Origin of the sequence: Bacillus sp. LJBS17 (assembly GCF_019334685.1) — a bacterium.
GTDB classification, from domain to species: domain Bacteria; phylum Bacillota; class Bacilli; order Bacillales; family Bacillaceae; genus Bacillus; species Bacillus subtilis.
Genome location: NZ_CP079759.1, coordinates 2,359,515 through 2,385,019 on the forward strand (window position 1 = coordinate 2,359,515; position 25,505 = coordinate 2,385,019).

26 protein-coding genes and 1 riboswitch are annotated in these 25,505 nt (G+C 42.6%); of the genes, 2 read left to right on the top strand and 24 right to left on the bottom strand.

Features of this window, described 5'->3' with window-relative positions; all coding sequences use genetic code 11:
• Nucleotides 1-22 precede the first annotated feature (22 nt).
• The 11 genes from sleB to KXZ66_RS12145 all read right to left on the bottom strand — a co-directional run bounded on the left by sleB (nucleotide 23) and on the right by KXZ66_RS12145 (nucleotide 10,335).
• Nucleotides 23-940 carry a spore cortex-lytic enzyme gene (sleB, locus tag KXZ66_RS12095; RefSeq protein ID WP_015714181.1) on the bottom strand — a complete coding sequence of 306 codons (918 nt, stop codon included), beginning with the start codon at nucleotides 938-940 and terminating at the stop codon, nucleotides 23-25.
• A 138-nt stretch (nucleotides 941-1,078) separates the two neighbouring features.
• Nucleotides 1,079-1,735, bottom strand: a complete 657-nt coding sequence (prsW, locus tag KXZ66_RS12100; protein WP_014480144.1) for a glutamic-type intramembrane protease PrsW — start codon at nucleotides 1,733-1,735, stop codon at nucleotides 1,079-1,081.
• A 119-nt stretch (nucleotides 1,736-1,854) separates the two neighbouring features.
• Nucleotides 1,855-2,829 (bottom strand): YpdA family putative bacillithiol disulfide reductase, encoded by a 975-nt coding sequence (locus KXZ66_RS12105; RefSeq protein WP_038828568.1) that lies wholly within the window; start codon nucleotides 2,827-2,829, stop codon nucleotides 1,855-1,857.
• 108 nt (nucleotides 2,830-2,937) lie between these two features.
• The gene (gene gudB, locus KXZ66_RS12110; RefSeq protein ID WP_003230536.1) at nucleotides 2,938-4,212 is read right to left on the bottom strand and encodes an NAD-specific glutamate dehydrogenase; all 1,275 of its coding nucleotides are present in this window, start codon (nucleotides 4,210-4,212) and stop codon (nucleotides 2,938-2,940) included.
• A 155-nt stretch (nucleotides 4,213-4,367) separates the two neighbouring features.
• Nucleotides 4,368-4,952, bottom strand: coding sequence for a genetic competence negative regulator (locus KXZ66_RS12115; protein ID WP_003230533.1), 585 nt, complete (start codon nucleotides 4,950-4,952; stop codon nucleotides 4,368-4,370).
• Between the two features lie 158 nt (nucleotides 4,953-5,110).
• Nucleotides 5,111-5,890, bottom strand: coding sequence for a metallophosphoesterase (locus KXZ66_RS12120; RefSeq protein ID WP_003230532.1), 780 nt, complete (start codon nucleotides 5,888-5,890; stop codon nucleotides 5,111-5,113).
• 86 nt (nucleotides 5,891-5,976) lie between these two features.
• Nucleotides 5,977-6,420: a YpbF family protein gene (locus tag KXZ66_RS12125; RefSeq protein ID WP_003230531.1), complete on the bottom strand. Its 444-nt coding sequence runs from the start codon at nucleotides 6,418-6,420 to the stop codon at nucleotides 5,977-5,979.
• Between the two features lie 62 nt (nucleotides 6,421-6,482).
• The gene (locus KXZ66_RS12130) at nucleotides 6,483-7,214 is read right to left on the bottom strand and encodes a LysM peptidoglycan-binding domain-containing protein (RefSeq protein ID WP_161621655.1); all 732 of its coding nucleotides are present in this window, start codon (nucleotides 7,212-7,214) and stop codon (nucleotides 6,483-6,485) included.
• Nucleotides 7,165-7,767, bottom strand: a complete 603-nt coding sequence (locus KXZ66_RS12135; protein WP_014477208.1) for a CPBP family intramembrane glutamic endopeptidase — start codon at nucleotides 7,765-7,767, stop codon at nucleotides 7,165-7,167. Before KXZ66_RS12135 ends, KXZ66_RS12130 begins: the two co-directional genes overlap by 50 nt.
• Nucleotides 7,768-7,793: 26 nt before the next feature.
• Nucleotides 7,794-9,284: a RecQ family ATP-dependent DNA helicase gene (locus KXZ66_RS12140; RefSeq protein ID WP_017695904.1), complete on the bottom strand. Its 1,491-nt coding sequence runs from the start codon at nucleotides 9,282-9,284 to the stop codon at nucleotides 7,794-7,796.
• Nucleotides 9,277-10,335 carry a YpbB family protein gene (locus KXZ66_RS12145; RefSeq protein ID WP_219144977.1) on the bottom strand — a complete coding sequence of 353 codons (1,059 nt, stop codon included), beginning with the start codon at nucleotides 10,333-10,335 and terminating at the stop codon, nucleotides 9,277-9,279. Before KXZ66_RS12145 ends, KXZ66_RS12140 begins: the two co-directional genes overlap by 8 nt.
• A gap of 265 nt (nucleotides 10,336-10,600) precedes the next feature.
• Between KXZ66_RS12145 and KXZ66_RS12150 the strand changes: the two genes are divergently transcribed.
• Complete coding sequence (locus KXZ66_RS12150; protein ID WP_003225461.1) at nucleotides 10,601-10,849, top strand: ferredoxin; 249 nt, start codon at nucleotides 10,601-10,603, stop codon at nucleotides 10,847-10,849.
• A 39-nt stretch (nucleotides 10,850-10,888) separates the two neighbouring features.
• Here KXZ66_RS12150 and fmnP read toward each other — a convergent pair whose 3' ends face one another.
• On the bottom strand, nucleotides 10,889-11,461 hold the full coding sequence (fmnP, locus tag KXZ66_RS12155) for a riboflavin transporter FmnP (RefSeq protein WP_219144568.1): 573 nt from the start codon (nucleotides 11,459-11,461) through the stop codon (nucleotides 10,889-10,891).
• Between the two features lie 153 nt (nucleotides 11,462-11,614).
• Nucleotides 11,615-11,749: riboswitch (FMN riboswitch) on the bottom strand.
• Between the two features lie 208 nt (nucleotides 11,750-11,957).
• On the opposite strand from fmnP, the gene serA reads away from it, so the two are divergent.
• Nucleotides 11,958-13,535, top strand: coding sequence for a phosphoglycerate dehydrogenase (gene serA, locus KXZ66_RS12160; protein ID WP_219144569.1), 1,578 nt, complete (start codon nucleotides 11,958-11,960; stop codon nucleotides 13,533-13,535).
• A 41-nt stretch (nucleotides 13,536-13,576) separates the two neighbouring features.
• Here the strand turns inward: serA and aroD are convergent, their stop codons facing one another.
• The 12 genes from aroD to dacB all read right to left on the bottom strand — a co-directional run bounded on the left by aroD (nucleotide 13,577) and on the right by dacB (nucleotide 25,402).
• Nucleotides 13,577-14,344, bottom strand: coding sequence for a type I 3-dehydroquinate dehydratase (aroD, locus tag KXZ66_RS12165; protein ID WP_219144570.1), 768 nt, complete (start codon nucleotides 14,342-14,344; stop codon nucleotides 13,577-13,579).
• A gap of 111 nt (nucleotides 14,345-14,455) precedes the next feature.
• Nucleotides 14,456-15,562: an anti-sigma-X factor RsiX gene (gene rsiX / locus KXZ66_RS12170; RefSeq protein WP_219144571.1), complete on the bottom strand. Its 1,107-nt coding sequence runs from the start codon at nucleotides 15,560-15,562 to the stop codon at nucleotides 14,456-14,458.
• Nucleotides 15,498-16,082 carry an RNA polymerase sigma factor SigX gene (gene sigX, locus KXZ66_RS12175; RefSeq protein WP_003230521.1) on the bottom strand — a complete coding sequence of 195 codons (585 nt, stop codon included), beginning with the start codon at nucleotides 16,080-16,082 and terminating at the stop codon, nucleotides 15,498-15,500. Before sigX ends, rsiX begins: the two co-directional genes overlap by 65 nt.
• A 203-nt stretch (nucleotides 16,083-16,285) precedes the next feature.
• On the bottom strand, nucleotides 16,286-18,055 hold the full coding sequence (gene resE, locus KXZ66_RS12180; RefSeq protein WP_021481567.1) for a sensor histidine kinase ResE: 1,770 nt from the start codon (nucleotides 18,053-18,055) through the stop codon (nucleotides 16,286-16,288).
• Nucleotides 18,052-18,774 (bottom strand): DNA-binding response regulator ResD, encoded by a 723-nt coding sequence (gene resD, locus KXZ66_RS12185; protein WP_128747152.1) that lies wholly within the window; start codon nucleotides 18,772-18,774, stop codon nucleotides 18,052-18,054. The genes resE and resD overlap by 4 nt, the downstream gene beginning before the upstream one ends.
• Before the next feature lie 80 nt (nucleotides 18,775-18,854).
• Complete coding sequence (resC, locus tag KXZ66_RS12190) at nucleotides 18,855-20,030, bottom strand: cytochrome c biogenesis protein ResC (RefSeq protein WP_032726062.1); 1,176 nt, start codon at nucleotides 20,028-20,030, stop codon at nucleotides 18,855-18,857.
• 19 nt (nucleotides 20,031-20,049) lie between these two features.
• Nucleotides 20,050-21,678, bottom strand: a complete 1,629-nt coding sequence (resB, locus tag KXZ66_RS12195) for a cytochrome c biogenesis protein ResB (RefSeq protein ID WP_038429221.1) — start codon at nucleotides 21,676-21,678, stop codon at nucleotides 20,050-20,052.
• The gene (resA, locus tag KXZ66_RS12200; RefSeq protein WP_003230513.1) at nucleotides 21,675-22,214 is read right to left on the bottom strand and encodes a thiol-disulfide oxidoreductase ResA; all 540 of its coding nucleotides are present in this window, start codon (nucleotides 22,212-22,214) and stop codon (nucleotides 21,675-21,677) included. Before resA ends, resB begins: the two co-directional genes overlap by 4 nt.
• Nucleotides 22,215-22,308: 94 nt before the next feature.
• A complete protein-coding gene (gene rluB / locus KXZ66_RS12205; protein ID WP_004398815.1) occupies nucleotides 22,309-23,043 on the bottom strand; it encodes a 23S rRNA pseudouridine(2605) synthase RluB in 735 nt (244 codons plus the stop codon).
• A 91-nt stretch (nucleotides 23,044-23,134) separates the two neighbouring features.
• A complete protein-coding gene (spmB, locus tag KXZ66_RS12210; protein ID WP_003230509.1) occupies nucleotides 23,135-23,671 on the bottom strand; it encodes a spore maturation protein SpmB in 537 nt (178 codons plus the stop codon).
• A 4-nt stretch (nucleotides 23,672-23,675) separates the two neighbouring features.
• Nucleotides 23,676-24,266 carry a spore maturation protein SpmA gene (spmA, locus tag KXZ66_RS12215; protein WP_004398980.1) on the bottom strand — a complete coding sequence of 197 codons (591 nt, stop codon included), beginning with the start codon at nucleotides 24,264-24,266 and terminating at the stop codon, nucleotides 23,676-23,678.
• Entirely contained in the window at nucleotides 24,254-25,402 is a 1,149-nt protein-coding gene (gene dacB / locus KXZ66_RS12220; RefSeq protein WP_014480157.1) for a D-alanyl-D-alanine carboxypeptidase DacB, read from the bottom strand. Before dacB ends, spmA begins: the two co-directional genes overlap by 13 nt.
• Between the last annotated feature and the right edge of the window lie 103 nt (nucleotides 25,403-25,505).

Below are 25,505 nucleotides of genomic sequence, written 5' to 3' on the forward strand. Positions count from 1 at the left end.
TTTTTATGCTTTCTCATATCTGCTACTCACAGAAAATGTGTTTACCGATTCTTTTAATCTGTGGACGCCCCCAAATCCACGGACTTGTAGCCGTATCCGGATTAAAGTAGTAAAGTGCTTCCTCTGATGGGTCCCAGCCATTGATGGCATCCAGCACTGCTTCTCGGGCCGTTTCATTCGGCTGCATGTAAATTTGTCCGTCGGCTACTGCTGTGAAGGCAAGCGGCTCAAAAATAACCCCCGCTACTGAATTTGGAAATAACGGGCTGTTCAAACGGTTTAAAATGACTGCTGCAATAGCAACCTGCCCCTCGTACGGCTCGCCCCGGGCTTCGCCATAAACCGCTTGAGCAAGCAGCCTGATATCGTTGTTGGAAAATCCACCAGGCATGTTCGCTGCTACCGCATCCTGTTTTCTTGCTTTTGCTGGTGTATTGTTTTGCTGTTTATTCGCATTCGCTTTAGGCTGCTGCGTTGTTTTTTCCGCAGGCTGTTTCTGCCTCGCTTCCGCTTGCTGTCTTGCTTTTTGTGTTGCTGCTTTTGACGGTTTCGTCTGATACTTCAGCGGGATTTTTCCGTAATGCGTGAATGTATTCCCTTTATTGAGCTGTTCCATAACATATTCACGATAGTATTTTGATTTACATATTAAGGTTTGCTTTGTTTTAGCTCCTACAAGGCCGTCAACCTCTTTTAACCCGAATTGATCCTGAAAATTCCGAACTGCCCAGTACGTCCCCCATCCATAAACCCCGTCAATTTTTCCGTTATAATATCCGTTGTATTGAAGACGCGCCTGAAGCTCGACCACATCATCCCCGGTTGCCCCTCTTTGAATGACCTGATTCGAAAAGGCAGAGATCGTTTCAGTATTAATAAACGTCGTTATTGTAAAGGAAAAAAGGATGAGACATGCCATAATCGATCCTTTGGACTTCATCTTTTCAAGCCTCCTACTGCAAATTTTTAAGTGTAATCGTATTTTCTGTAACGAGGTTATTTTTATACACTCTTTCCTTGTTATCCCTCAGAACATAAAAACTGCACACAAAAAAGCCGCACGGTTGCTGTGCGGCTTCTATACTTGCATCATATTAACGGAACGGGCTTTTTTCGCTTTACGCAAACCAAACCACCATAAAAATACCATAAATGGAAGCATATAATAAATCCAATTGCTAAGCGCTGTTAGGATAAAATCATATGATCCATGCAAAAGGGATGGGACAACTAAAGAAAGAGTAAGCCACTTTACACGCGCCTTATCAGCGGAAAAACGGGCTTTTCCAAGATAAAATCCCATTATAACGCCAATCAAGGCATGGCATGAAACAGGCAGCAGCGCCCTGACAAACGCATGCTCTACGCCGTGGCCAATTAAATAAAGAATATTTTCGAGGGTTGCAAAACCGAGTGATACACTTGTACCGTACACAATCCCGTCATAATGCTCATCAAAGTGGGCGTGCGGGTAAACACTGATCATCAGTATAAACCATTTTAATGATTCCTCCAAAAACCCCGAAGATAAAAAAGAAACGAAAAAGCTTCCGCCTCCTACATTCTCTTTTTCAAGTACATACTGGATAAACATGATGGGAAATACAAGAACAACCCCGAGAAAAAACGACCGTAGCACCATATGTACAGGTTCATTATCATACTGATCTTTTAAATAAAAATAACTTAATAACGCGATGCCGGGGGCAATTCCTGCAGAGATGATTGCAAACATCAGGCAACCTCTTTCCTTTATATTCCTACGTCTATCCTACCATGTTGTTTAAAATTTTACATCTGTCTGCACTTAAAAAAACAAAAAGAGCATACGAATGCATCATATGCTCCTCATCTTTAATGGTTTTCTCTTTTGGCGATTTCCGCTGCGATATGCCCCCCGTGAAACCTGCCGTTTTCAATAAATATTTCATTTGCATTATTTCCCGCAGCAATAACACCGGCAATAAAGACACCTTCAACGTTCGTTTCCATCGTTTCTTCGTTGAAATATGGACGCCCTGTTTCTTTATCAATTTCAACACCAATTTTTTCAAGAAATTGATGATCAGGATGATAGCCTGTCATGGCAAATACAAAATCATTTTTAATGGTAATGAGTTCTTTCTCTCCGGAGCGAAACACAACTTCATCCTCGGTGATTTTTTCGACACAAGCGCCAAATTCCATACGGATTGTACCGTTTCTGACGAGGGCTTCAAATTCCGGCAGAATCCACGGCTTAATGCTTGGAGAATACTCATTGCCCCTATATAAAACTGTGACACGCGCTCCAGATTTCACGAGTTCAAGGGCAGCGTCCACGCTTGAATTTTTCCCCCCGATAACAACAACATCTTTATCAAAATACGGGTGACCTTCTTTAAAATAATGAAATACTTTCGGCAAATCCTCACCGGGTACATTCATATAGTTTGGATGATCATAATAGCCTGTGGCGATGATACAATATGGCGTCGTGTAGGTCTCTTTTGACGTCTCAATAACGAATGTGTTTTTTTGCGTTTTAGTCACTTTATGCACCATTTCAAACGCATTAACACGGATGTTTTTCCGTTTAACGACTTCACGGTAATACGATAAAGCCTGGATTCTGACAGGCTTCCTGTTCTCTGTAATAAATGCGACATCTCCGATTTCGAGCTTTTCACTTGAGCTGAAAAAGGTTTGATGCGTCGGATAATTGTAAATACTGTTAACGACATTGCCTTTTTCGATGACGAGGGCATCAATGCCAATTTGTTTTAGGTGAATGGCAGCAGATAGTCCGCAAGGTCCTCCGCCTATAATAATTGCTTTTTCTTGAATCATTTCTGTCAACTCCTGCGATTGGCATTTCACTTCATATTTTCTATTTCCGAATAAAAAAATCTCCTATTTTATCATAGGAGATTTTTTATTTTTATGCAAATCATCAACTTATATCCAGCCTCTAAAACGCGAAGCTTCAGCCATTTTGCGAACGCCGACCATATATGCAGCGAGCCTCATGTCAATTCTTCGGTTGTTAGCCATTTCATAAATATTGTTAAATGATTTGACCATCATTTTTTCTAATTTTTCTTCTACCTCTTCTTCACTCCAGTAGAAGCCTTGGTTATTCTGAACCCATTCAAAATAAGAAACTGTTACGCCACCGGCACTTGCCAGCACGTCTGGTACAAGCAGAATGTCCCGGTCTGAAAGAATCTTTGTTCCTTCAAGCGTTGTTGGCCCATTAGCTGCTTCAACGACAATTTTAGCCCGGATATTATGGGCATTTTCTTCTGTAATTTGATTTTCAATCGCAGCAGGAACAAGAATATCACAATCCAGCTCCAGCAGCTCTTGGTTGGTAATGGTATCGTTGAAAAGCTTTGTTACGGTACCGAAGCTGTCGCGTCGGTCGAGTAAATAATCGATATCAAGGCCTTCCGGATCATAAAGTCCGCCATACGCATCTGAGATGCCGACAACTTTTGCCCCCGCATCATGCATAAATTTTGCCAAATAGCTTCCCGCGTTTCCGAAGCCTTGGACAACGACACGCGCACCTTTAATATCGATGCCTCTCTTCTTAGCCGCTTCTTTAATACAGATGGTAACACCTTTTGCTGTCGCAGATTCTCTCCCGTGAGATCCGCCAAGCACAAGCGGTTTGCCTGTAATAAATCCAGGCGAATTAAATTCATCAATTCTTGAATACTCATCCATCATCCAAGCCATGATTTGTGAGTTTGTAAATACATCCGGTGCCGGCACGTCTTTTGTCGGGCCGACAATTTGGCTGATCGCTCTGACATACCCTCTGCTCAGACGCTCCAGCTCTCTAAACGACATATCCCTTGGATCACAAACAATTCCGCCTTTACCACCGCCATATGGAAGATCAATTATGCCGCATTTTAAACTCATCCAAATTGAAAGCGCCTTCACCTCTTTTTCTGTTACGTTCGGGTGAAAACGTATCCCGCCTTTCGTTGGACCGACAGAGTCATTGTGCTGCGCACGATATCCTGTGAAAATCTTTACTGAACCGTCGTCCATACGAACAGGTATTTTTACCGTTAATAATCTCATCGGCTCTTTTAACAATTCGTATACCTCTTCGGGATATCCCAATTTTTCCAGAGCCTTATGTATTACGGTTTGGGTTGATTTTAATACATCAAGTTTGTCCTCTTCTGTATGACCGGTGTTTCGATCGGCTGCCATTTGAGTTAACCTCCTAGAATCTTCTGTTTCTCACATGCTCCCTTTCAGAGAATAGTATACACCTTCATATGATCTGTGCATAGAATAAACGTTATGTTTTTCCATGTTTTTTAACGAAAAAAAACTGCTGAAATCAGCAGTTTTCCGTTGCATTTTTATGAAAAATGAGTTTGTATCGTTTCTACGGCATTACCGTCCATAATGAGCTTACCATACTCTTGCAGGCGATAAATCGTTAAAGTTGTCGGATTGCCGTATTCAGCCAGAACCGCCACAACCCCTTCAGCCGTATGTGACCCTAGATCTTCAAGGCTTAAAAAGTACTGCCCGTCATAGTGGTAGACAGTTCCCCCTGTGATACCGATTCGCTGTAAGCTTTCTGAAAGCTGAATGATATCTTCAAAGGAATGGAATTGATATATGATGTCCGCGCTTTCATCAAGCTTGACTTGCATTTCGATGTAATCATCATCATACTCATCGTCTTCTGAATCGGCGTCTTGGTTCTTTGTTACAATCACGACCATCCCTTGTGCTTGGAGAGAATACACTTCCACTGCAATCGGTCCATTCGCTTCAAAGCCGAGCTCTGTATTTGCTTCATTCATCATATCTTTAAATAACTGGTGGACTTTAAATGAGTCCTTCCAGAGGTCTTCTTTTGTCAATCCCCGGTCTGTCAAATCATCGAGGGTTAAAAAGATTTTGATCTTATTATAATTCAGACGCTCAAGCCGCATAACGTTCCCTCCTGCCTCTACTTGCACACAAATCATATAACACATTATATGAGATGATGAGTCATAGGTTCTTAATTGTTATCAGTTTACACTGAGTTCACTAGTAAGACAAGCACAATGCAGTTTTTATTGCCATATGGATTTTTGCTTTTTAGAAGTTATTCTGGCCCGCAAAGAGTCACAATGTGTGTTTCAGGCTCAGCACCTAAACGAAGAGGCACTTTTGTCGTGCCGTAGCCGTTGCTGATCAGATATGCCGCGTTTTTAACAATACCTGTTTTCCCCAGTTCATAAGGGCCAAATTTTCCAAACCTGATCTGGCCTCCATGGGTATGTCCGCTGAGTATCACATCAATACCGTCATCTTCATTGATTTGTTCATGAATCTCCGGATTATGGCAAACCAGAATATTCAGCTGGCTTTCATCAAGTTCTTTGATGGCTTCCTCATAATGATCCATCTCCATCCTGATATCATCAACCCCCGCAATCGCAATTGTATGCCCATTGTATGAAAACGGGACTGACTCATTTCTCAGAGTGATGACGCCGTGCGCTTTAAATATGGAATACAGCTTATGCTGCCTGACTTCATAATCATTATTCCCCCACACAAACACGATAGGGACCCCGAAATGTACGAGCCTTTTGATGTTTTCCTCGATTCTCGCACTGGGCACCCCGCCCTCAGCTAAATCACCGCCGATTATAACCAAGTGGGGGGCATGGCTTCGCGCTTTTTCTAAAAGGTCTTGATCGATGAGACGTTTGTGAATGTCTGAAATAAAAAAGATTGTCAGAGGCGGCTTGCCCTTCATCTTTGATAAAGGAAACGTATGTGTCTTCAAATGATTGCCTTTTGCTGTTGCATACATTTTTGCCGTCATTGCCGCTGCCGCAACAGTTAGTACACCGGCAATTTTCACTGATAGCTTCATAAAAAACTCTCCATTCTTTTTAGAACTTATCAATAAGACGGACAATAAAAAAAAGACGTTTCTATCGTTTGAGAAAACGCCCCATTTTATTTACTTTCAAAATATAGATTAATGTCATATTTGTGCTTCATCATATGAAAAACAGACTCTCTCGCCTTCCATTTATCGGGCTGCGGCCAGAGATCAGTGCTTTTCTGAATAATTTCACACCTCAGTTTATGGAAATCAGTCTCGGATTTTTCTTCCTTTTTCTTGAAATAATATGAAGTGCAGTAGGCAAAAGCGGTTGCCAGCATCCAAAATAAATAAAAGGTATGGCTAAGTATTTCTTGAAGTATAAGCTGAGGCTCCGGGCTTTTGATCATGATCATAACACATAATAAGCCTAGGCAGATAAGTGAAGCCCATCGCCATCTGCGGCATTGTGCTGCATAATTTTCGAATTTTTGTTTTCGTTTTACCAGCGCTTGAAGCATCTGTTTGGTCGGCGCGTCTGTAAACTGATCCAGCTGATTCCATAAGGATTCCATACGCTTCACACCTTGTCCATTTTCATTGCTACAATATATGAACGTAAAATAAAAATAATACCCTATTCATCCATTAAGGGGATGTCCAAAACTTGTCCGGTGTAAACATCATTTCCATTCAGATGATTATACGCTCGAATTTTTTCTTCTCCTGTCCGGCTTTTATAATACTTCATGGAAATGCGGTATAGCGTTTCTTTCTTTTGGACGGTGTGCTTGACAACGCGATTCGGCACATTTTGAACTGGCTCAGCCGGCTGCGGTTGCGGTTCTTGCTGTTGTACTGTTGATTGGGAAGAGGAAGCAGCCGCGGCGGTTGCTTCCTCCTTATTTGCCGAGTCTTCTTTTTCCGCTACAGCAGTCTGTTTCTTATCAGCAGCTGTTTGCTCTTTTGGCTTGGAATCTTCTGGCTCTTTTTTTGACTCCTTCTGCAGTGCGGTTTCTTTAGTGTCTGCGGTATCGTTTTTATCCTCTGATTTCGGCACAACCTCATATTTGCTTTGGCTGCTGTCAATAAAAACATCTTCATAATCGTCATGATTATCCGGGTGGCTCTTTAGATAAAATAAGGTGACTAAAACGATAACCGGCACAAATACAAATATTACTGCGAGTACTGTGAATAATGGCGTTTTTGTTTTGCCTTGCTTTTTTTTCTGTTCTCTTTGATTTTTTACAGATTGTCTTGTCGGAAGGCTTTCTCCATCATCGACATAATCGTCCGCCAATGCGGCGTTTTGATCTTCATAAAGATTCTGGGCTTTTCTTCTCTCTACTCTCGACATGTTCGTCATGTTTATCCCTCCTCACATGTTCAAAACGAATCTGACAGGCAAACACGGCATCAATGATAAAATGCGCCGTCATCGGAACAAATAAGTTGCCGGTCCATTCATACATCAGACCGAGCAAAAAGCTGATTGCTGTCACCATAATAAATAACAGCCATTTTGACAAATACCGAAAGTGCAGAGCGGCAAATATAAGGCTGGCCGCCCATAAACCGATATGAGTCTGCAGCACTCCTCTGAATAACATTTCTTCCGCGAAAGCAATCAGAAGCGTTAAAAATATAATATGAGGGATTGACCTCTTACTGAATATTTTTTTATTGATTCCGCCGTCATCATATAAATGAGACGGAAACCATTTCATTACTGCCATATCGGCTAAAATAACAATAACAGCTATAGAAACACCATACCAGATGATTCGCATATCGCGAATGTCCCAGAGCTTTAATACGTCCCGTACATCCTCAAAAAAGAACAGTCCTGCAGCAGCAGCGGCAAAGATGATGAGTAGCTGCGTCAAATATAACTGCTTCAGCATATCACGGTCAGTCATATGCTGAATATAATCTTTTTGCTGTTTCAGTTCAGCTCACCTACAGTCTGCAAGCTGAATATCCGGTGCAATTCCGAACTCCAGCTGTCTAATGGCGCCATTTTACTCCGTTCCCCTTTTTGTTCATACAAGGATAAATCAAAACCGCAATGTGAACAGCACGGGAGGTTTCCGTCATCAGGCTCGTATGATTCATCAAAGTAGGTTAACAGTGCTTGCCTTAAACAGCCGTCACGCTGAAGCAAAAATGATACACGGTACATTTTTTCCAGCTTCAGCTCCATGCGATATGAAATTTCTTTCTTCATCAGTTCAACTGATGTTTTTCCCTGCATAAAGAGATGAATCATCATACGGGCCTGTGTCTCTCCGACGCCATACTGAAGTAATACGTCACGCAGCCTTCTCTCATCCCGCTCCTCCGTCTTCTCTAGCACACGGATTACGTCGGCGATTTCTTCAGCTGTGACACTCTCCATCTGGATAATCTGTTCCTGCAATTCAAAATCCCCTGGCGCCCGCAGCAAAATGCTGACACTCGGCTTTCCGTCGCGTCCCGCTCTGCCGATTTCCTGCATAAAAGCTTCTGCCGTCTGCGGGAGGTGAAAATGAATCACATATCTGATATCAGGTTTATCGACACCCATTCCAAACGCATTCGTACAACATATCACATCAAGCTGGTTATGAATAAACTGCTGCTGAATTAAAATCCTGTCCCCTGACTCCAAACCGCCATGGTAAAAGTCGGCTCTGCTGCTCGTTTTGCTTTTAATTTCACCCGCTAATTCCTCAGCCCATTTCCGTGTGGGACAATAAACAATTCCCGGGCCTTGCAGGTTTTCAACCAGCTGAATGACCCTATCTATTTTTTCGGCAGTATCCGCCGCATTTTCAACCCTCAGTGCGATGTTTGGGCGGTTGACTGAGTTGAGATGGCGTACAGCATGCTGCAGCTCCAGCAGGTTCATGACATCTTGCAGCGTTTCCTTTGTAGCCGTGGCGGTCAATGCCAGAACGGGCGGGTGTCCAAGTTTTTTTCTCAGCTGTCCGAGCTTTGAATAATCAGGCCTGAAGTCGTGTCCCCATTCAGAAATACAATGCGCTTCGTCAATAACAAATAGGCTAATCGGGACGCTTTTCAATTTTTCCAATACATATGGAGACTGTAAAGCTTCAGGAGACAAGTACAAAAATTTATATCGATGAATATGTTCTAAAACAAATTGTCTTTCCTGCCTGTTAAGCATGCTGTTCAAAGCTGCAGCACGCTTTTCCCCCCGGGCTTTCAGCTGCTGCACCTGATCCTCCATTAAAGAAAGCAGTGGAGAAACGATTAATACCATGCCGTCAAGCATATAACCAGGCAGCTGGTAGCAAAGCGATTTCCCTCCCCCAGTCGGGAGCATTGCAATGGTATCCTTCCCGCTGAGTATGCTTTCAATAATGTCCTGCTGCCCTTTTTTAAAGGAAGTAAAACCAAAAAACTGATATAACGTTTGCTGTAATTTAGTCATATTGCTGCACCTGCTTTGTCAATGCCAGTCTGATTTGAAAGTAGCTGAACCGCTGTTCCAGCCCGTCGCGAATTTGTTTGATTTTATTCGTCCGCATCCGTTTGGCAAACTCTGCGATTTGGAGCTGGTCTTCTGCTGATACATAATCATTAATCATAAACGCAGGCTCATGGAGAGAAATCTCGACAATGTGGTCTTCAATCGTCGCTGTTTTCAGCTTTCTGATTTCAGCAATTCGATGTATCGGAAACCCTTGTTTGACCATCTGCCATGTTTTCCTCGTCGACTCTGTCAGGGCATTATCTAAGTGCACATCAGAAAGGAGATCCTTTAACAAAGCATCTTCACACTCCGGAAGAGAATGAATAAAATAATGTACTGAAGCCCAAAACATGATATAGACATACCATTCATCTTCTTCCAGCGTATCAGCAAGCTGCCTGCTCGTATAACCGATCCGATGGTGCGAGGTTAAGGAGTAGACAAAAATTTGCGCTGCTTTGTTTTCAATCTTTTTCAAATGTGTCTCAAGCATGGCAAAAAGGCTTTTTGCCATCTCTATATGATCCGTATGCCGGGACAGGTATTTCTTTACCCAGTGGAGTGTCTTATGATCCTTTGTGACAGGGATATACTGCCTGCTCCCTTGCTGTTTATGGGATAGGACCTGCACAAGCAGCGAAAGCCTTTTCCAAAGCACGCGGGCAGCCTGCTGATAATGAGCACCGTGACAATAAACGGGCCACGGCCGCTCGCTAAGGGAATGTCTCAAAACTGCTGCGCCGCTGTCTGTCACTTTGTATGTATCTGTTTCAGACATTGGCGCGAGATATGAATGCTTTTCAAGCTTGTCAAGCGACGCAGAAATATCGCTTCTCGAACATTTTGCCGCCATTCCAAAGTATTTTGCAGTCTGAAATAAGCCGGCATCTTGAATGGTCTGTGACGATCTCTTGCCTTTGAATAGGTGAAAAACAGCGCTTCCCGACCGTTCCCCGTTTATTTTGCAAAGGCAATCGAGAACCATAATATCGAAGTAATTTAATGACAACCTATCCACCTACATTCTTCCTGACAAAAATCGTTGATTTGCTCTTTTTATTTTAACAGATTTCAAACAGAAATCGACGTTTAAAGTCATCATTAAGGGGGATGTTATGTAGATAACCCCTTATGTGATAAGCATTCTCAATCATTTTTCTGTTGAAATGTGGCAGCAACATCATTACAATAAGTAAGAGGAATAGGTGTTAAATTGATTAAATATAAAGATTGATCCATTTGTTCCACCAAGAACAATCTGGGAGGTTTTATTCATGGCAAAGTACACAATCGTAGACAAAGATACATGTATTGCATGCGGCGCTTGCGGAGCTGCTGCACCAGACATTTACGATTACGATGATGAAGGCATCGCGTTCGTAACGCTTGATGAAAACAAAGGTGTTGTCGAAGTTCCTGAGGTACTGGAAGAAGATATGATTGACGCATTTGAAGGATGCCCTACTGATTCCATCAAAGTGGCGGATGAGCCATTTGAAGGCGATCCGCTTAAATTTGAATAGAAGTAACTAAAAAAAGCTCCCGAACGGGAGCTTTTTTATTTAATGGATATGTGCACTTCGCTGCTGCTCAATCCATGGCTTAAGCTTGATAAAAATTAGTGAGAATACAACCGTAATTACAATACCTTTTATCATGGTAAACGGCAGGATACCTGCGACGACTGCTGTTTTTAGCGCGCTGTCGGATAATGCCGGTGAATGTAAAAACCACGTGTATGCCGGAAGAATCAGAACATAATTTAAAATACTCATTAAAATGGTCATCGCTGCAGTTCCCAAAAGCAGGCTGACAGCCAAGCCCTTTGCTGAGTTGAGTTTTTTAAATAAGAAAGCAGTCGGTAATATAAAGAGTGTTCCTGCAATAAAATTCGCAACTTGCCCTACAGGAACTCCGGCCATGCTTCCCTGAATGATATACTGAAGAACATTTTTTATCGCTTCTACGGCAATACCCGCCAAAGGTCCGTAAATCAGAATGGCAATAATAGCGGGAACGTCGCTAAAATCGATTTTTAAATAATCCGGAAGACCCGGAAACGGGAAATTTAACAGCATCAAAACAAATGCAATGCTGCTCAGCATGCTAACCACAACTAATTTTTTTACTTTCACTTCATTCTCTCCTTTTCGATCACATCTTACTCGAAAACGGAAAGGTTCTTTTCCAGCCAATAAAAAAACCGCTTCATATATAAAAGCGGGGTTTCGAAAATTAGGCTAGGCAAAGAAACGTTTGAAAAATTCAATTTCAAAACGCTTATGAACCTCCATCTTCTCCCATCCAGACTGTACTGTCGGCTCCGGAATCTCACCGAATCCTGCTGTAAAGACAGCTCGCGGGCTTAGAGCCATTTGCTCATCACCGCCGGTAGGGAATTTCACCCTGCCCCGAAGATTGATCATATGAAATTTAATTACATTATAAACGATAACTGGTTGGCTGTATAGAGAATTGCTTCAAATTATATATATTACCTGCAAGCTGTCAAATCATTGATTTATTAGGCTTTACTTTTATCCTTTACTGCGTCAATACACGTTGACACTCTTTTGAGAATATGTTAAATTATCAGATATTTAGTTTGTCAATTTAGGAGGAAATCTAACGATGTTTCGAGTATTGGTCTCAGACAAAATGAGCAACGACGGTTTACAGCCACTTATTGAATCAGACTTTATTGAAATCGTTCAAAAAAACGTAGCAGATGCAGAAGATGAATTACATACTTTTGATGCTCTTTTGGTGCGAAGTGCGACAAAAGTAACAGAAGACCTTTTCAACAAAATGACTTCTTTAAAAATTGTCGGAAGAGCCGGTGTCGGTGTCGATAATATCGATATTGATGAGGCTACGAAACACGGGGTAATCGTGATCAATGCTCCGAACGGCAACACCATTTCGACAGCTGAGCATACATTTGCAATGATCTCTTCTTTAATGAGACACATTCCGCAGGCTAATATCTCAGTGAAATCCAGAGAGTGGAACCGCACAGCTTATGTGGGTTCAGAGCTCTATGGAAAAACGCTTGGTATTGTAGGATTAGGCCGAATCGGAAGTGAAATTGCACAGCGTGCGAGAGCGTTCGGTATGACAGTGCACGTTTTTGATCCTTTCTTAACGGAAGAAAGAGCGAAAAAAATCGGCGTAAACAGCCGTACATTTGAAGAAGTGCTTGAAAGTGCGGATATCATTACCGTTCACACGCCTTTAACAAAAGAAACAAAAGGCTTATTGAATAAAGAAACGATTGCAAAAACGAAAAAAGGCGTTCGCTTAATTAACTGTGCGCGAGGCGGAATTATCGATGAAGCAGCACTTCTCGAAGCTTTGGAAAACGGGCATGTTGCGGGAGCGGCTCTTGACGTTTTCGAAGTTGAACCGCCAGTTGACAACAAACTTGTTGATCATCCATTAGTCATTGCCACTCCTCACTTAGGAGCATCAACGAAAGAAGCACAGCTCAATGTCGCCGCCCAAGTGTCAGAAGAAGTTCTGCAGTTCGCAAAAGGCCTGCCTGTCATGTCAGCTATCAACCTGCCTGCCATGACAAAAGATGAATTTGCTAAAATTAAGCCCTACCATCAAATTGCAGGAAAAATTGGCAGCCTTGTATCACAGTGCATGAAAGAACCAGTACAGGATGTTGCCATTCAATATGAAGGCACAATTGCTAAACTTGAAACATCGTTCATTACAAAAGCCCTTCTGTCAGGCTTTTTAAAACCGCGCGTTGACTCTACTGTTAACGAGGTCAATGCCGGGGGTGTCGCAAAAGAACGCGGCATCAGCTTCAGTGAAAAAATTTCCTCTTCTGAATCTGGATACGATAACTGCATCAGCGTAAAAGTGACAGGAGACCGCAGCACCTTTACTGTAACGGCTACGCATATTCCTCATTTCGGAGAACGAATTGTCGAGATCAATGGATTTAATATTGATTTTTATCCGACAGGTCACTTGGTGTATATCCAGCATCAAGATACAACAGGTGTCATCGGCCGAGTAGGACGTATTCTCGGAGATAACGATATTAACATTGCAACTATGCAGGTTGGCCGTAAGGAAAAAGGCGGAGAAGCCATCATGATGCTTTCCTTTGACAGACATCTGGAAGATAAAATTGTGAAAGAACTAACAAATGTCCCTGATATTGTGTCTGTGAAGCTCATTGATCTGCCATAATAAAAAAACTCAAGCTATATAGCTTGAGTTTTTTTATTGTTCTATCCTCGTGTGTTTTTATGCAAAATATCTAAGACACTCCTTAGCTCAGAAACAGGTATTTGACCTGGTGCGGACGCCTCTTCTCCAGCTCCAAAAGTACAAGCCGATCCAAAAACCTCACCGCTCAGCCTGCTGATGAGCCCTGTTGCAGCCATTGACATTGTAATAATGGGGCGGTCTGCATATTTTGTTTTCATTGTATACGTCGCATCAAGCAGCGTTAGGAGATCTCCAGTATCATTCGGCATAACAGCCATTTTGGGAATATGTGCCCCTAAATCCTGCATTTTCCGAAGTCTTGAAAGAATCTCATCTTTCGAAGGCGTTTTTTCAAAGTCGTGATTTGACATCACCACATAGACGTTGTTTTCTTCCGCCATCGATACTAACGCTTTTACATGTGCATCTCCTGAAAATAATTCGATGTCTATCAGATCGATGTCTTTTGTTTGGATTGCCGATTCCAGCAAAGCAAGATAGGAGCTTTCGTCCATCTCCATGCTCCCGCCCTCTTTGTGGGTTCTGAATGTAAAAAGAAATAGCTTGTCTTCTAAAGAATTACGAAGCTTAGAAATGAGCTTTGTGACCGCTTCTCTGTCATTCGCTTTTTCAAATACGTCGACTCTCCATTCAACAATGTCCGGATTCAGTAATTTTACTGCCTCTGCTTCATTCAGAATTTGTTTTTCCGTCTTTCCCATCAGCGGAACGATGATTTTCGGCATTCCTTCCCCGATGGAAACTCCTTTAATTGTTAACACGTTCACTCATCTCAAATCCTTTCAATCGTTACCTTGTTTTATTATACACGCACAACTTTTTTTTGAAAATTTCTATTATATGAATAGCAACTAAAAAAGAGCCTCAAAGGGCCCATTTTAGTTTAAGAAAATCGGATTTGGAGCAGCCGGTACCGGAATTGCATCTGATACGTCATATTTGCCGATTTTGTTTGTTCTTGTTTCGGTAAAGGTCACTTCTGTGAAGCCAAACTCTTTTGCGGTTAAAAGAAGTCCCTCAATCATTAAAATACTGGCAATAGAATCCTCAACTTCTGAGTCCTTTGAGAAACGGATATATAAGTGCTTCTGTTTCTTCGTTACAGATTGGACAGTACCCGCTTGAATAAGCGGTGTTGTATCTTTTTGACTGCTCGATTCCATTTCATTAATCGCTTCTTTTACCGTATCAAAAGAATTATTTGACGGAACGAGAAAGTCTTGTCCTTGTTTATTTTGGTACAAGTAGTAGGATCGTTTTGACTGTTTTGGAATCGAAATTTCCGTAAAAGTGCCATATGAGCCAATCCGAACCCCAGTCTCATTTTGATCCGATAAAAATTTGACTTTTTCATAAGGACTCCATTTTAAGGATTCTTTAAGCAATTTTTTTAACAGTGTATCATCTTTTACAGAAAATGCCGTAGCTGGCTGATGGATTCGTATACTTAATTCCTTCTGCTTTGGTTTTTCTTTTATTTCTACTTCATCTATGAAGGATGGAATTGTAATGGCATGATCCAAGATATCCAATTCACTACTTACAGTCAGCATGTCCTGGATCGTTTGGTATGCATTTGTTTTTTGAATGCTGACGGGTATGATTGCAGATGTATCGGCATCAGCAACTGCTACAGTGATGTAATTGTCTTGTTCCTTTTCAGGTACAACAAACGATGTATGATCCAGGGATGATGCAGCTTTTGGGCTGTCTTCTGTCTCAGTTTTCGTTACTGCGTTCTCTTGGGACGCTTCCTTTTGTTGAGGCTGTGCCTGATCAAAGAAATGAGGAGAAATAATGAAGGCGATATAAACCGCAATTGCAGCGGCACACGCGGGGCCAATCCACCTGACAGCGGGCTTATTTTTACGCTTTGCCATCGTCAGCCGCTTGTAAATATCCTGAGGCGAACGATGGTCTTTAACTGCCGGAAGTTGACTTAACAACTCCTTTATCTGTTCTTCGTTCCATTCTGACTTCATCATCCATTAGCTCCTCCCTCAAAAGCTCCATATGTTTCCGAAGTACTTTGAGCCCTCTGTGTTGGGTCGTTTTTACTTTGCTTTCCGAGAAGCGCAGAGCCTTGGCTGTTTCCTGTATTGAATATCCCTGAATAAACCGCAAGATAATCACAGCTCTTTGATCGATTGTACATTGATCAAGCGCAGCATAAATTTCCCGGACATTTTCATGTTGAACCGCAAGTTCGTCCGGGAGCAATTGCTGATCCCTGACATCCTGTGTATCCCAGTCAAATGTACCGAGTATACGCTGTCTGATTGTTTGCTGTTTACGAAACCAGTCTATCGCAACATGGCGTGCGATAGACAAAAGCCATGTTTTTTCACTGCTTCTTCCTTCAAACGTATGATAAGAATTTAATACCCGGATATAAACCTCTTGAAGAAGGTCTTCTGTCTGGTTTTTATCCTTTACCATATAAAATAAAAATTGGTACAAATCTTGATGATATGTATCATATAATAATTGAAAGGTTTCTTCCATTTGAAACCCCTCCGTTCACTTTTTTGTCGTATGAATAGCTTGAAAAGTTACATTACAACTATATTACGAGTAACTGGAATTTGGAAGGGAATTTATATTAACATATCCTTAAATTTTATTAATGTTGGCTATTAAAAAAACACCCGCTCAGTCAGCGGGTGTTTCTTATGGAACAAGATTCTTCGGCAAATTCAGACTCGATTTTACCGTTTTGTCGGAATATAAAAAGTAAATGTTGTTCCTTTATCTATTCGGCTGTGCACAGTAATTGATCCATTGTGGGCTTCCACGATATTTTTAACGATAGCCAACCCTAACCCGGTTCCTGCTCTGCCCCTTGTCCGCGCTTTATCTGCCTTATAAAACCGCTCAAAGATAAATGGCAGATCTTCTTCCGGTATGCCGGACCCGGAGTCTTTGATATCAATTTTCAATCCATCCTTCACAGAATGGACTGAAATGGAGACACTGCCACCGGATGAAGTATGCCGCAACGCGTTATCGATCAAATTGGTAAATACCTGCTCCATCTTGTCTTCATCAAACATAAATTCCTCTTCTGTGAGAGAAATGTCATGATGTAAAGCAATATTTTTTTCTTTCGCAACACCGGAAAACTTCCGAATGATCTTTTCTAAAAACTCATTCACATTGATTTTTTCATAATGTAAGCCTGTATGGCCTGATTCCATTCGGGCTAAATCAAGCAAATCATTAACTAAACGGCCCATTCGGAGCGATTCGTCATAAATGATTTGGGCAATTTCTTTCCGGTCTTCTTCAGAGCTTGCAATGTCATCGACAATTGCTTCACTGTATCCTTGAAGCATGGAGATTGGTGTTCTCAGCTCATGACTGACATTTGCGATAAAGTCCTCCCGCAGCTTATCAAGGCGGCGTTCTTCTGTCATGTCACGCAGTACGGCAACCGCTCCTCTGACATGCGATTCCGCATAAAGCGGCGACATCAAAAGCACCCATGATCTGCCTTGCAGCGTCATCTCAATCATTTGTTCTTTTTCAGTGCTGACAGCGTTTTGAAACAGCTCTTTTGCTTCAGGCGGAAGGTTGTCGCCTTCTTTGATATTCATGTTCTGTTCATAATACCAAGCCTGAAGAAAACGTTCAGCCGGCGGGTTGGTCACAAGAATCGTACCGTCAATATTAATGGTAATAACCCCGTCAGCCATACTGCTCAAAATGTTAGAAAGCTGCTCTTTTTCTTGATTGAGCGCATTGATATGAAAGTTAAGCTGCCGGCCCATTTGATTAAAAGCGGTCGCCAGTTCACCGATTTCATCCTGAGTTAAAATCGGGATTTTTGTATCGAACTTGCCCTTCGCCAAATCCTGCGCGCCTTCTCTCATTTTTCGGAGAGGGTACGTGACCCTGCTTGATAAAAAGAATGCGAAAAATGTGGTCAGCACAATCGCAATTCCAGCGGCAAGAAAAATATAGCGGGTAGTATGTTTTGTTGTATCTTTAACGGCAAGCAAAGACTGGGATAAAAAGACCATGCCTTTCTTTCCGTCTTTTTCATATGGGACACCTACAATCAGGCGTTCATTATCCGTGTCTGTATCGCTCAGTCCCGTCCGTTTGCTTACTTTTTTATGGTCTTTGAGAGCTTTATTTAAGTCTTTGTCATGCTGTATTTGCTCAACCGTAATAGACGACAGGCGATTTTTATCATTCGGAGAATACCAGTGGTTCTTCTCATCCTGGATGATGGCAATGCTTGTTAAGTTATCAGCGAGCTCCCAAGTGATTGACCTTGCCAATGCCTGGTCCTCGTGATTTTCTAGGATGACAGCAACTTTATTCGCAAGCTGTGTTAAATCATTCTCGGCTTCTTCCACATGGTAGTTTTCAATAAACTCCAGCAAAAGAACCGTTAAAATGAACAATACGATCAAAACGAGTGAAAGGATCGTAAACCACAGCTTGCCTACTACGCTTTTCCAAAATTTCATTCAGCGCCGACCTCAAATTTATAACCTACACCCCATACTGTGACAATTTTTTTCGCAGCTTCCGGAGATACCTTGTTCAGCTTCTCTCTCAAGCGTTTGACGTGAGTGTCCACTGTGCGTAAATCACCAAAAAACTCATATTGCCACACTTCTTTCAGAAGCTTTTCCCGATCATACACCTTGTCAGGCGTTTTCGCTAAGAAATATAGAAGCTCATACTCTTTTGGCGTCAGGCTCACTTCTGTTCCATCAGCTGTTACGCGGTGAGCATCATGGTCTATTGACAGATGTGAAAACACGAGCACATTTTTCGTCGGTGTATTGGCATTGAAATAAGAGGTTTGGGATGCTCTTCTCAAAAGGGCCTTTACACGCAGCACGACTTCTCTCGGGCTGAACGGCTTAACAATATAATCATCTGTTCCCGCTTCAAACCCCTGCACCCGGTTTGCTTCTTCTCCTTTTGCGGTCAGCATGATAATGGGTGTCGCTTTTTTTTCACGAATTTGCCGGCACACTTCAATTCCATCAGTCCCCGGCATCATCAGATCAAGCAAAATTAAATCATAATTGGATTCAAGCCCTTTGGCAATGGCTTCATCACCATTTTCAGCTTCATCTATAGCATAATTTTCACGTTCAAGATACATTCTTAAAAGGCGGCGAATTCTGGCTTCGTCATCAACTACTAATATTTTTGTTTCGTTCGTTTGGTCCATGTTTTCCCCCTGCTTTCCTTCTGTTACTTTCATTTTATCAAATCGCGAGAAAGTTTGAGAACTGTGTCGCTTTCAAAGGACTATGCATAAGAATGAAGTCCGGCAAGCACAAGATTTACGAATATTAAATTAAACATAATAATAGCAAAACCGATTACGGCCAGCCATGCTGACTTCTCACCGTGCCAGCCTCTTGACAGTCTTAAATGCAAGTAAGCGGCATAGAACAAAAATGTGATCAGCGCCCATACTTCCTTAGGGTCCCAGCCCCAAAACCTGGTCCACGCAAGCTGAGCCCAAATCATTGCAAAGATCAGCGCGCCGAGTGTAAAGATCGGAAATCCGATTGATACGGCCCTGTACCCAACCTCATCCACCAGATCAAGATTGACGTTTTTCACCAGCGGATGTAATAGAGCGCTGATTCTTTTTCTGATGATCAGACGGAGAGCCCCATACAACACAAGACCTGCTCCAAATGACCAAATGACAGTGTTCACTTTTCTGCCTGAGAAAAGCGCGGGAAGATCAACAAGCGGTTCCATTCTTCCTTCGGTCAAAAGCTCTCCCTGATGCGGACCGACAAGCGCGGGCATTTCGTACACCATCACGCTTTTTTCTTTACTTTTGTCCACCCAGTTAAACTCCGCTTCATAGCCTGCAAGACGAAATGCTGATGTGATTGCAATAAAGGCGACGGTTGTGACCAGGATAAACATAATCGCTTCAAGCCAGAAGGTCTTTTTGCTTGGCTTTGTCTGGTCTACATGCTTCAAAAGAAAGATGACACCAGCGACAAAGCTGATGGCAAGTATAGCTTGCCCAAGCGCGGCCGTTGTTACATGAATATACAGCCAGTTGCTTTGGAGCGAAGGAATTAAAGGCGAGATATCTGTCGGAAACATGCTGGCGTAGGCAATCAGCAATAAAGCAATTGACAGCGTAAACAGGCCTAATGAAGGCAATCTATAGAGAAAATAAAGAATGATAAACGCCAAAACAAGCATCATGCCAAAAGCGGTGGTGAATTCAAACATATTGCTGACCGGCGCATGGCCGCTGGCAGCCCACCTTGTGATGAAATATCCAAGGTGGCAGAAAAAACCGACAATAGAAAGGGTGATTCCAATGTTGGCCCATCGGTTTGGCTTGCCCTTTTTATCTTTATTCCCGCGTATGGCCCCGCCGAAGATCGGGACAGCGATTAAATACACAAGAAAGGCCGCATAAAGAAAATTTCCGCTCAGCTCTGCCATGACATCACTCCCTTTTCGCCTATTTCTGTGTTTTGATTAATTCTTTTTGGTCCACCGGTTCAGTCAGTCCGGAATCAGCCAATATAAATGCTAAATCCTTCTTCAGGCCAAACCAGTTTTTATTGGTATGCCCCGCTACCATAACTGCACCGTCCTGTGAGTGCAGCCAAATTCTTCGATGCTGCCAGTACATACCTTGAATAACACCGATCATAAAAATGGCTCCGCCGACAGCAAGCACCCAGAGTGTCAGATCCTTTCTGACTGTAAGCCCAGTAATGTTTTTCGTTTCGACATGGTCAAATTTCAGCTTGTATTTATTATTGCCTGATCCTTCGATGGTTTCTTGGATGGCGACAAAGCTCTTTTCGCCTTTCGGTTTGTCCGGCGTTATAATATTAAAGACAAAAGCCGGATTGTTAGGGATCTTTGTTTTTGTGCTCGGCTCTCCGTCCTGATTAAAATAGAAGTCAGGCAGGTAGCTGGCGATTTCCACCTTGTAACCGTTGCCAAGATCATAGACCGAATCTGGATCCAGAAGGTTGATCTTCAGGCTCCCAAAGGATTTTTTTGTTTTTTTATCAATCAGCTGGAACACCATCTGGTCAAGCTGATTCTCTTTGTAATCCACCTGGTAAACGGAAAAAGAATCAAAACGCAGCGGCTGATTGACACGGATGTCTTCTTCTGTTACTTTTTTCAGCTTCGGCTTCTCGCCATAAACAATTTTTCCTTCTCTCTTGTAGAGTACGGCATCGGTTTGAAAGTTCTTTGCCACTCTACCGTCCCCGACTCTGTCAATGGCATCTGCAAATACCTTTTTTTCCGTTTTGCTGTTATAGGTCTCTACGCTGAATTGATTGTTTTTTAAATAATATTTTCCGTCTGTACCCGGAATTGCTGCGGTTTCGCCTTCTCTGACCCAAAGCGTCTCATCGACGTACATGCCAGGCACAAATCTCAGCATCGCACCAATCAGAAAGATGATCAATCCAATATGGTTGACATACGGGCCCCAGCGGGAAAAGCGTCCTTTTTCAGCAAGAATGCTGCCCTCTTTTTCTCTGATTCTATAATGTTTTTTCTTTAATAGAGCAACTATCTTTTCTTTCGATTCCCCGTTCAGTACTGTAACTGTTTCACTGAACAAGCGCTGCCTTCTTAAAAAAGCCGGGCTCCTTCTGACGCCTTGGTTTTTTAACGCTCTGTACAACGGAATGACCCGATCAAGGCTGCAAATCACAAGTGAAATGCCGATCGAGGCAATGAGCAGCAAATACCACCAAGAACCATATAAATGATGAAACCCGAGCAAATAATAAAGCTGGCCGAACGTGCCGTACTGCTCCTTGTAATAAGTATCAGCCTGTGCGCCCGGAGGCAGATAGGCTTCCTGGGGAAAAATGGTGCCGAACGCTGATGCGGCAAGGGTTATGACGATAAGCCATATTCCCACCTTAACCGAGGAAAAGAAATTCCAAATTTTATCGATGATCGTTTTGTTATAGGTTTGCGAACGTCTTGCGCTTCCGTCATATCTCATATCAGCGAGCGGAGGTTGAGTTTCCTGAAGAGCTCTTCCGCACGATTCGCATAAAACGGTTCCGACCGGGTTTATATGTCCGCATTCACATTTGACTTGCTTCATCCCGAAGTCTCTCCGGGTTTTATGAGATTCATATAATCGTGTATCATGCTTTCTGTCATAGTGCCGGTCACCACCTTGACAACTTTTCCTTCCGGATTGATCAAAAAGGTTGTCGGAAGCGGAGATACGTCATAGGCATCAAGCACTTGGCGATCTGTATCCAGAACAACCGGGAAATTGACTCCGTAGGATTTCATAAAATTATGTACTGCTATCTTTGACTCCCCAACATTTACAGCGACAATTTCAACACCTTGGCTTTTAAAATGCTTATATTGGTTTGCCATATAAGGAAACTCTTTTTTGCACGGTTCACACCATGTACCCCAGAAATTCAAAAAAACACCTTTCCCTTTTAAGTCACTGAGCTCGATACGTTTCCCATTCGTATCCTCAAGGACAAAATTCGGTGCGTCGGACCCTTCGGATATACTCTCTTTGCCGGCAAATACAGCATTGTAAATGGTATAGCCGAGTGCGCAGATTAAAACGAGAAGGATGCCGGTCCGAATGAATAAACGCCTTTTTTTCTTCATTGTCCACTGCCCCCTTCCCCCTATTGCAGATCCATTCAATTATATCATTGCACGTTCATTTCACATTTCTTACTTTTTGAAGGTTATGTGAAATTTAGAAAGCGTTTTTACCGTGATCCGCCAGTGCTCTGAGCCTTTTTACTTCGTGAGGCGTAAGCTCTCTGGCATCGCCCGTGTGCAGGCCTCGCAGGTTTAAAAACGCGTATTCCTCACGCTTCAGCTTGATTACCTCATGTCCGATCGCTTCAAACATGCGGCGCACCTGTCTGTTGCGTCCCTCATGGATCGTCAGCTGAATAATGCTTGTCTGCTTTTTCTTATCCAAGGACAGCAGCTTCGCTTTAGCAGGCGCTGTTTTGCCTTCCTCCAGCCTAATTCCGCGCTCCAGCTTTCTGAGCAGCTCTTTAGGCGGGATTCCTTTCACCTTCGCCACGTATGTTTTGTCTATTTCATACTTAGGGTGCATCAGCTTATTGGCGAATTCGCCGTCATTGGTTAAAAGCAAAAGACCGCTCGTATCATAGTCCAGACGCCCAATCGGATAAATGCGCTGCGGAATATTTTTAAAAAAGTCCGTCACCACTTTGCGTCCTTTATCATCTTGCGCTGCGGAAATAACGCCTCTTGGTTTATATAAGAGAAAGTAAACCGGCTCTTCGCGTTCAACCTTTAACCCGTTTACCTCAATCTGATCAGAACCGGTGACCTTAACACCTAGCTCTGTTACTACTTTGCCATTCACCTTTACTTTTCCTTCTTTAATCAGCTCTTCTGCCTTTCTGCGCGACGCAACTCCGGCATGAGCAATCACTTTTTGCAGTCTTTCCATGTCTTTCACCTCAAGTATTATCTTACTTTTTTCAACCTTAACAAACAAGCTTTTTCAAATTCCTATGCCAAATCTAAAAAAAACGCCGTTTTCAGGCGCTCCCAAATAATAACGTAACGATGATGATAGATGCAACTACGCCGATTAAATCTGCAAGAAGTCCCACCTTTAATGCATCACCCATTTTTTTAATGCCCACTGCTCCGAAATACACAGTCAGTACGTAAAGCGTTGTATCTGTAGATCCCTGCATGACGGAAGCCAGCCTGCCGATAAAGGAATCGGGCCCGTATACTGCAATTAAATCGGTCGTCATTCCGAGAGCGGCCGTACCGGAGATCGGGCGGATCAGAGCAAGCGGCACTACTTCAGCAGGAATGCCGATAGCGGAGAAAGCCGGTTTTAAAAGATCCATTATAAAATCAAGCGCGCCTGATGATCTGAAAACAGTTATAGCGACAAGCATTCCGACTAAATAGGGGATAATGGAAAAGGCAATTTCTATCCCCTCTTTCCCGCCTTCGACAAACGATTCATATGTTGGAACCTTTTTGATCGTTCCATAAAGAAGAATTCCGGCAATAATGATTGGAATCATGGCTAAAGACAGCCAGTTGATGATTTCCATCCGCTCACCTTCCCTTCTTTTTGCGGCGGTAATAAAAATACCGATCAATGATAATGGCACCGATTCCGGAAATAAGCGTTGCCAAAATGCTTGGCCCGACGATATCTGTCGGCGTTTTGGAGGAATAAGCCATTCGGACAGCGATCACCGTTGTCGGGATGAGTGTGATGCAGGACGTATTAACAGCTAAAAAAGTAATCATTGACCGGCTTGCTTCCGATCGGTTTCCATTCAGCTTTTTCATTTGTTCCATTGCTTTAATGCCAAGCGGAGTTGCTGCATTTCCGAGGCCGAAGAAATTCGCCATAAGATTAGATAAAATATAGCCCATCGCCGGGTGATCCGGCGGTATATCAGGGAACAGTTTAGATATAAAAGGCCTGCACATCCGGCTGAAAATATCCAAAAGCCCTGACTGCTCGGCGATTTTCATTAAGCCAAGCCAGAAAACAAGCACGCTCATCAATCCAAATGAAATCGTAATCGCTTCTTTCGCACCCTTAAACACGGCTTCATTTACATCTTGCAGAGTTCCGTTGCACATCGCAAAAACGAGTCCGATCACGGTTAAACTGACCCAAATTATATTGACCATTTTGCTCCGCCTGCCGCATTCAGAAAGATTGATTTAAACGTTTCAAAAAATTGTTTCTTCGGTTTTTGATGCCGCTCATTTTCATAATAGATCGGCACTTTTGCGATGGTTGCATCGTTGAACATGATCTCCATGTGCCCTACGATGTCAGGGATTTTCGAGGCATCTTTTTCCCATGCTTTTTTCGGCTTGAGCAGTGTGGTATTAATTTTCACATCTTCTTTTTCCTCTTCAGTCAGCAAATAGGTGATATCACGTTTGATAAAAGCCTTCGATTCATAAAATGTGCCTTTCAGCTTTGGAATATCCCCTTTTTTTGCAATTAAATAGGTTTGATAATGCTCAAACACATAGTTAAACATCTTCATATGGTCATCCCAATCATTAGGGTCATTAATGGTGACGGCTATCAGGTCAATGCCGTCCTTTGAAGCCGTAGAGACCAGTGTCCGTTTTGCAAGTTTTGTATAGCCTGTTTTTCCTCCTGTGCTGTACGGATATAGCATGGTCAGCAGTTTATTTTTGTTTTTCCATACGCTTTCCATCGTTTCCGCTTTGTATATTTTTGTGCCTGAAATCTTTTGATAGTCTTTCAGCTTCATAGCATACTTAGTTAAAATGGCCATGTCATAGGCTGTTGAATAATGATTTTCATGGTCGTCCAATCCGTGCGGGTTTTGAAAACGGGTGTTTTTCATACCAAGCTGCTCGGCTTTTTGATTCATCATATAAACAAACCCATCGAGGCTCCCACCGACATGCTCAGCAATCGCGACAGCGGCGTCGTTTCCTGATCTTAGCATCAGGCCATACACAAGATCTTTTAGCTTCACTTTTTGACCTTCTGTTAAATAAATGGCGGAGCCTTCTGTTCTGACAGCATTTGCCGAAACCGTCACCGTTTGATCCATTTTGCCGGATTCGATGGCGAGGACGGCGGTCATAATTTTTGTGATGCTCGCGATCCGCCTTTTTTGATGCTCATCCTTGGCATATAACACTCTGCCTGACGCACCGTCAATAATGATCGCGCTTTTTGCACTGACATCTATAGCAGCATGTGCTGTATTCACATTTACGGTTGCAATAAGAAAAGAAATCATGATCACGAATACTGCTTTTTTGAAAATGCGCATGTTTGCTCACGTCCTTGTGGTGGTTTGTACAAGTTTATGCGCATGTCCATCAGTTATGAATAACAATTATATTTCTGGAAGCAAACATAAAAAAACTCTCCCT

Coding starts and splice junctions, on each gene's coding strand:
- KXZ66_RS12120 (WP_003230532.1), bottom strand. CDS start 5,890: ATGAAGCTATCAGTGAAAATTGCCGGTGTACTAACTGTTGCGGCAGCG.
- rsiX (WP_219144571.1), bottom strand. CDS start 15,562: ATGATGAAGTCAGAATGGAACGAAGAACAGATAAAGGAGTTGTTAAGT.
- resB (WP_038429221.1), bottom strand. CDS start 21,678: ATGAAGCAAGTCAAATGTGAATGCGGACATATAAACCCGGTCGGAACC.
- KXZ66_RS12115 (WP_003230533.1), bottom strand. CDS start 4,952: ATGCGGCTTGAGCGTCTGAATTATAATAAGATCAAAATCTTTTTAACC.
- KXZ66_RS12105 (WP_038828568.1), bottom strand. CDS start 2,829: ATGATTCAAGAAAAAGCAATTATTATAGGCGGAGGACCTTGCGGACTA.
- sleB (WP_015714181.1), bottom strand. CDS start 940: ATGAAGTCCAAAGGATCGATTATGGCATGTCTCATCCTTTTTTCCTTT.
- KXZ66_RS12135 (WP_014477208.1), bottom strand. CDS start 7,767: ATGACTGACCGTGATATGCTGAAGCAGTTATATTTGACGCAGCTACTC.
- KXZ66_RS12130 (WP_161621655.1), bottom strand. CDS start 7,214: ATGACGAACATGTCGAGAGTAGAGAGAAGAAAAGCCCAGAATCTTTAT.
- gudB (WP_003230536.1), bottom strand. CDS start 4,212: ATGGCAGCCGATCGAAACACCGGTCATACAGAAGAGGACAAACTTGAT.
- spmA (WP_004398980.1), bottom strand. CDS start 24,266: ATGGTCAATATAATTTGGGTCAGTTTAACCGTGATCGGACTCGTTTTT.
- resD (WP_128747152.1), bottom strand. CDS start 18,774: ATGGACCAAACGAACGAAACAAAAATATTAGTAGTTGATGACGAAGCC.
- spmB (WP_003230509.1), bottom strand. CDS start 23,671: ATGGAAATCATCAACTGGCTGTCTTTAGCCATGATTCCAATCATTATT.
- rluB (WP_004398815.1), bottom strand. CDS start 23,043: ATGGAAAGACTGCAAAAAGTGATTGCTCATGCCGGAGTTGCGTCGCGC.
- dacB (WP_014480157.1), bottom strand. CDS start 25,402: ATGCGCATTTTCAAAAAAGCAGTATTCGTGATCATGATTTCTTTTCTT.
- resA (WP_003230513.1), bottom strand. CDS start 22,214: ATGAAGAAAAAAAGGCGTTTATTCATTCGGACCGGCATCCTTCTCGTT.
- KXZ66_RS12125 (WP_003230531.1), bottom strand. CDS start 6,420: ATGGAATCCTTATGGAATCAGCTGGATCAGTTTACAGACGCGCCGACC.
- KXZ66_RS12140 (WP_017695904.1), bottom strand. CDS start 9,284: ATGACTAAATTACAGCAAACGTTATATCAGTTTTTTGGTTTTACTTCC.
- prsW (WP_014480144.1), bottom strand. CDS start 1,735: ATGTTTGCAATCATCTCTGCAGGAATTGCCCCCGGCATCGCGTTATTA.
- sigX (WP_003230521.1), bottom strand. CDS start 16,082: ATGGAAGAAACCTTTCAATTATTATATGATACATATCATCAAGATTTG.
- resC (WP_032726062.1), bottom strand. CDS start 20,030: ATGGCAGAGCTGAGCGGAAATTTTCTTTATGCGGCCTTTCTTGTGTAT.
- serA (WP_219144569.1), top strand. CDS start 11,958: ATGTTTCGAGTATTGGTCTCAGACAAAATGAGCAACGACGGTTTACAG.
- KXZ66_RS12150 (WP_003225461.1), top strand. CDS start 10,601: ATGGCAAAGTACACAATCGTAGACAAAGATACATGTATTGCATGCGGC.
- resE (WP_021481567.1), bottom strand. CDS start 18,055: ATGAAATTTTGGAAAAGCGTAGTAGGCAAGCTGTGGTTTACGATCCTT.